The sequence below is a fragment of the Cellulomonas sp. HD19AZ1 genome (genome assembly GCF_004535805.1).
Classification (GTDB): Bacteria; Actinomycetota; Actinomycetes; order Actinomycetales; family Cellulomonadaceae; genus Cellulomonas; species Cellulomonas iranensis.
Genome location: NZ_SPHX01000010.1, coordinates 1 through 5109, shown reverse-complemented (window position 1 = coordinate 5109; position 5109 = coordinate 1). Strand labels below are relative to the sequence as shown.

Annotated in this window: 3 protein-coding genes; all 3 read right to left on the bottom strand. The window is 75.5% G+C overall.

Annotation, left to right across the window (positions count from 1 at the left end):
* Nucleotides 1-956 (bottom strand): HAMP domain-containing protein (locus E4A51_RS18150; protein ID WP_134852604.1); only part of this gene is annotated, 956 nt, incomplete at its 3' end.
* Between the two features lie 136 nt (nucleotides 957-1092).
* The gene (locus E4A51_RS18145; protein WP_134852603.1) at nucleotides 1093-2619 is read right to left on the bottom strand and encodes a methyl-accepting chemotaxis protein; all 1527 of its coding nucleotides are present in this window, start codon (nucleotides 2617-2619) and stop codon (nucleotides 1093-1095) included.
* A gap of 86 nt (nucleotides 2620-2705) precedes the next feature.
* Entirely contained in the window at nucleotides 2706-4979 is a 2274-nt protein-coding gene (locus E4A51_RS18140; RefSeq protein ID WP_134852602.1) for a bifunctional diguanylate cyclase/phosphodiesterase, read from the bottom strand.
* Nucleotides 4980-5109: the final 130 nt, after the last annotated feature.

The window sequence follows — 5109 nt, the reverse complement described above, 5'->3', positions numbered from 1 at the left end:
GCCGCAGCCGCCACCACACCCGCCTGCACGCTCGTCTCCTCCGACCCCGACGCCACCTGACCCGACGCCGCCGCCAGCTCCTCCGCCGCAGCCGCCACCGTCCCCGCCGACTCCGCCACCCCCGCGATGACCTCACGCACCGACGCCTGCGCCGTCGTCAACGACGCCGCCATCTCACCGATCTCGTCACGCGAGTCCACCTGCGCCGGCACCGTCAGGTCCCCCTGCGCCATCGCCGCCACCGACCGCTGCACCGCACCCACCCCCCGCAGCACCCGCCGCGACACCAGCACCGCACCGGCCACGGCACCCGCGGCACCGACCACGATCGCGCCGACGATCATGGCGACGGTCCGCGCGGTCACGGTCGTGGCGTTGTCGTTCGCGGCCTCGGCGAGCGCCTCGACGTCGTCCTGGAGGGTCTGCGTGAGCTGGCCGATCTGGCCGTACAGCGCGATCGCGTCCTTCTGGACGATCGCGTCGCCGGCCTCGAGGTCGCCGGCCTCGTAGTCCGCGACCACCTGGTCGTCGAGCGCGAAGAACTTCTCCCACAGGTCCGCGACCTGCGAGATCGTCTCGCGCTGCGCCGGCTCGAGGACCGCGCCCTGCGCGTCGAGCCCGGTGAGCGAGGTCCGCAGCGCGTCGGCCGACGCGAGGTACTGCCGCCGGGACTCGCTGGTGGGCAGGACCGCGGCGGGACCGCCCACGCGGTGCGCGTCGCCCGCGTACGCGGACTGCCAGCCGTTGACGTCGCTGTTGTACATGCGCACCTCGCCGACGGCCTGCGTCGCGGCCAGCAGCTCGTCGATGCGCTCGGTCGCGCTGTTGAGCGAGCTGACGCCGACGAGGGCGACGCCGCCGGTGAGGAGGGCGGACGCGACGCCCGCGGCACCCACCGCGAGGATCTTGGCCCGGACGCCGCGGATGCGGGACGTGCGTGCGAGGGAGCTGGACATGCGTGCCTCCGAGGGCGGTACGACGAACGAGTGACGCCCCCTGCGCGTCTGTCCATCGGACGGAGTAGGCCCCGGATGAGGTGCGGGCTCGCATCTCATCCGGCGCCCCACCCCCGGTCTCACCCGCTGGACGCGGTCAGTAGGTGAAGGCACCCACGCGCTGTCGCAGGTCGTCGGACAGGCGGGCGAGCTCGGCGACCGAGGCACCCATCTGGCCCAGCGTCGTGGACGCCTCCTGCGCCGAGGACGCCACCCCGGTGATGTTCGCCGCGATCTCCCCCGACCCCGTCGCCGCCTCCCCCACACCCCGCGACATCTCGTTGGTGGTGGCCGTCTGCTCCTCGACCGCCGAGGCGATCGTCAGCTGGTAGTCGTTGATCGAGCGCACGATCCCCTCGATCTGCCCGATCGCGTCCACCGCCCCCGCGGTGTCGCCCTGGATCGCCTCGACGCGCCGCGCGATGTCCTCCGTGGCCTTCGCCGTCTCCGACGCCAGCTCCTTGACCTCACCCGCGACCACCGCGAAGCCCTTACCCGCCTCACCCGCACGCGCCGCCTCGATCGTCGCGTTGAGCGCCAGCAGGTTCGTCTGCTCCGCGATCTGCGTGATCAGCTTCACCACGTTCCCGATCTCCTGGCTCGACGAACCGAGACGGTTCACCGTCACCCCCGCCTCATCGGCCGCCGCGGTCGCCGCCTGCGCGACCTTCGCCGCCTCCGACGCGTTCTGCGCGATCTCCCGGATGCTCGCCCCCATCTGCTCCGCCCCCGCAGCCACCGCCTGCACGTTCCTGCTCACCTGCGCCGCCGCCGCCGCCACCTCCTCCGCCGCAGCCGCCACCGTCCCCGCCGACTCCGCCACCCCCGCGAGCGTCGCGCGCATCCGGGTCTGCATGACCTCGAGCGCCGCGGTCAGCCGCCCGACCTCGTCGCCGCCGTCCGCGGCCACCGTCACCGTGAGGTCGCCCTCGCTCGCGGCCGTCAGCGCGGTCACCGCCGCGTCGAGCCGCCGGCGCAGCGAGCGCGAGACGACCACCGCGACGGCGCCCGCGGCCGCCAGCCCCACCGCGAGCACCGCCACGACCACGACCTCCGAGCGCAGGACCAGGGCCTGCGCGTCGACCGACGACCGCGCGGCCTTCTCCTCCTGCGCGACCGTCTCGGTCTGGATCGCGTCCATGACCGCGGTCGTCAGCGGACGCACCGTGTCCTGGAAGTACGCGGCGAAGCCGGGGCCGTCGCCGTCGTCGGCCAGCGGGAACAGCGAGTCGTGCGCGGCCGCGTAGTACGCGTCGAACGCCTGCTCCATCGCGTCGACGTCCGCCGGGTCGACGGCGAAGGGCCGGTACGCCGCGACCTGCGCGTCGAGGTCGGCACGCCGCTCCACCAGCTCGTCCGCGAGGTCGGCGCGCGTCGCCGCGTCGGCGATGCCGTACTGGATGACGCGCGCCCGGTCCCCCTGGTACGCGCGCTGGATCTCCGTGAGCTGCGAGAGCGGCTTGACGCTCTCCTCGTGCAGCGCGCCGATCTCGGCCCGCAGCGACAGCAGCGCGGCGACGGCGACCCCCGCGACCGTGACCGCCGCGACGCCCATGAGCCCCACCGAGGCCGCGATCTTCGTCAGGACCGACCGGTCCGCCCACCAACCCGTGCCACCACGCATGCCCGTCTCCTCCCGAGGTCCTGCACCTGCCCTGCCGATCGGCAGCGCCCGGGACGACGTGACGACCCGTCAGGATGAGATCGGTCTCAGCCGCCCTCGCCCACGGCGACGGGCGCACGGGCGCCGAGCCAGGCGCGCAGCGCGTCGACGGGCAGCGCGCCGCTGTGCACGAACCCCTGCGTCGCGTCGCACGCGAGGTCGCACAGCCGGTCGGCCGTCGCGTGGTCCTCGACGCCCTCGGCCGTCACGCGGATGCCCAGGCGGTGCGCGAGGTCGATCGTCGCGGCCACGATCGTCTCCGTGCGCTCGTCGCGCAGCAGCCGCGAGACGAACGACGCGTCGAGCTTGAGCTCGGCGGCGGGCAGCCGCGCCAGGTAGCTGAGCGACGAGTGCCCGGTGCCGTAGTCGTCGATGCTCACGCGCACGCCCTGCTCCGTGAGCCGCACCAGCGCCGTCACCGCGGCGTCCGGGTCGCGCATGATCGCCGACTCGGTGACCTCGAGCACCAGCCGGTCCGCCCGCAGGCCCGAGCCGGCCAGCGCGGCGGCGACCTCGCCCGGCAGGTCGTCGTCCGTGACGCAGCTCGCCGAGAGGTTGACCGCGACCGGCAGGTCCCAGCCGTCGGCGGCCACGCCCTGCGCCGCCGCGGCGGCCTGCCGCAGCACGACGGCCGTGAGACGCGCCATGAGCCGGTGCTGCTCGGCGAGCGGCAGGAACTCGGCGGGCCGCAGCAGGCCGTGCCGCGGGTGCGCCCAGCGCACGAGCGCCTCGACGCCCACCACGCGGTCGTCGCCGCAGGCGACCTGCGGCTGCAGGTGCACGACCAGCTCGCCGACCTCCGCCGGCGGCGCGTGCCCCGCGAGCACGGTCCGCAGGTCGCTCAGCAGGTCGAGCCGGCGCGCGGTGTGCGCCGCGGTGCGGGCGTCGTACACCTGGATGCCGCCGCCCGAGCGCTTGGCCACGTACATCGCGGTGTCGGCGTCGTGCAGCAGCCGCGCGCTCGACGCCGAGCCGAGACCCGTGCTGGCGACGCCCACGCTCGCGTCGATCCGCACGGTGCGGCCGGCGACGACGAACGGCGCCCGGATCGCGTCGAGCACGACGTGCGCGACCCGCAGCGCCTGGTCCGGGTCGTCCACGAGCAGCGCGAACTCGTCACCGCCGAGCCGCGCGAGCAGCGCGGCGCCCGCGGTCTCGACGGTGACCCTGTCGGCGACGGCGCGCATGAGCTCGTCGCCGACCACGTGCCCGAGCCCGTCGTTCACGCCCTTGAACTCGTCGAGGTCGACGAGCAGCACGCCGACGCCGCGCGGGCGACCGCGCGTCGCCTCGAGGTGCTCCATGAACGCGAGACGGTTCGCGACGCCCGTGAGACCGTCGGTGCGGGCCTCGCGGCGCGCCGACGTGAGATCGGCGAGGTCCGCCACGACGCGCAGCAGCCGGACGCTGCCCAGCAGCGTCGACAGCGCGGCCGCGACCGCGACGGACCGGCGGCCGCTGGGGGCGACGGCGTCGAGCACGACCAGCCCCGCGCCCGCCACGACGATCGCGAGCGACCCGATCGACGACGCACGCGGCGAGGGCGCGGTCTGGACGTTGCGCACCACGGGCGCGAGGCTCGCGACCGCGCTGGTCGCGGCGACGACGGCCCACACCGTGACGACCGCGACGGTCGCGGTCGGCCGCACCGCGCCCGTCGCGAGCACCTCGAGGTACCGGACCGTGCCGAGCACGCCGAGCGTCGCCACGAGCGCGAGCAGGGTCCACGCGCGCCAGTCGCGCGCGAGCCGCGCGAGGACCAGGACGGACGCGAGGGACAGCGCGAGCACCGCGGGTGCCGCGGCGCCGAGCACGAGCACGGTCACGCGCCACGTCGGCACCGCGGCGGCGCCGACGGTGCGGTACGTGCCGTACATGAGCAGCGCGGTGCCGCCCAGGAGCCCCGCGAGCCCGAGCAGCCGCTCACCGGGGTCCCAGTCCCACTCGACGCCGCGGTACCGGTTCCAGAACTGCACGCCGAGGTAGAGGAAGGCCGACGCGACGACGGTCCCGAGCGTCTCGACGACGCCGGCCCACCGGACCCCGGGGGCGAGCACGAGCACGGCCGCCTCGCCGCCGAACGCGACGGCGAGCGCCAGCAGCGCCCGGGCGAACCACCGCCACGCGCGCGCCTCGCGCACGGGGCGGGCCCGCAGCCGCGCACGCACCACGACGCACGACGACGCGCACACGAGCGCGGCGACCACGAGGAACGCGGCCGAGACGCCCGTGACGACGCCGGTCACCGCGAGCAGCGCGCACGCGAGGGCCCCGACGAGGGCGGCGCGGGCGGCTCGCGGCGTCGGACGGGTGCGGGCCACGCCGGCTCAGTACGTGAAGGCCGCGACCCGGCGACGCAGGTCCTCGGACAACCGCGCCAGCTCGGCCACCGACACCCCCATCTGCCCCAACGTCGTGGACGCCTCCTGCGCCGAGGACGCCACCCCCGTG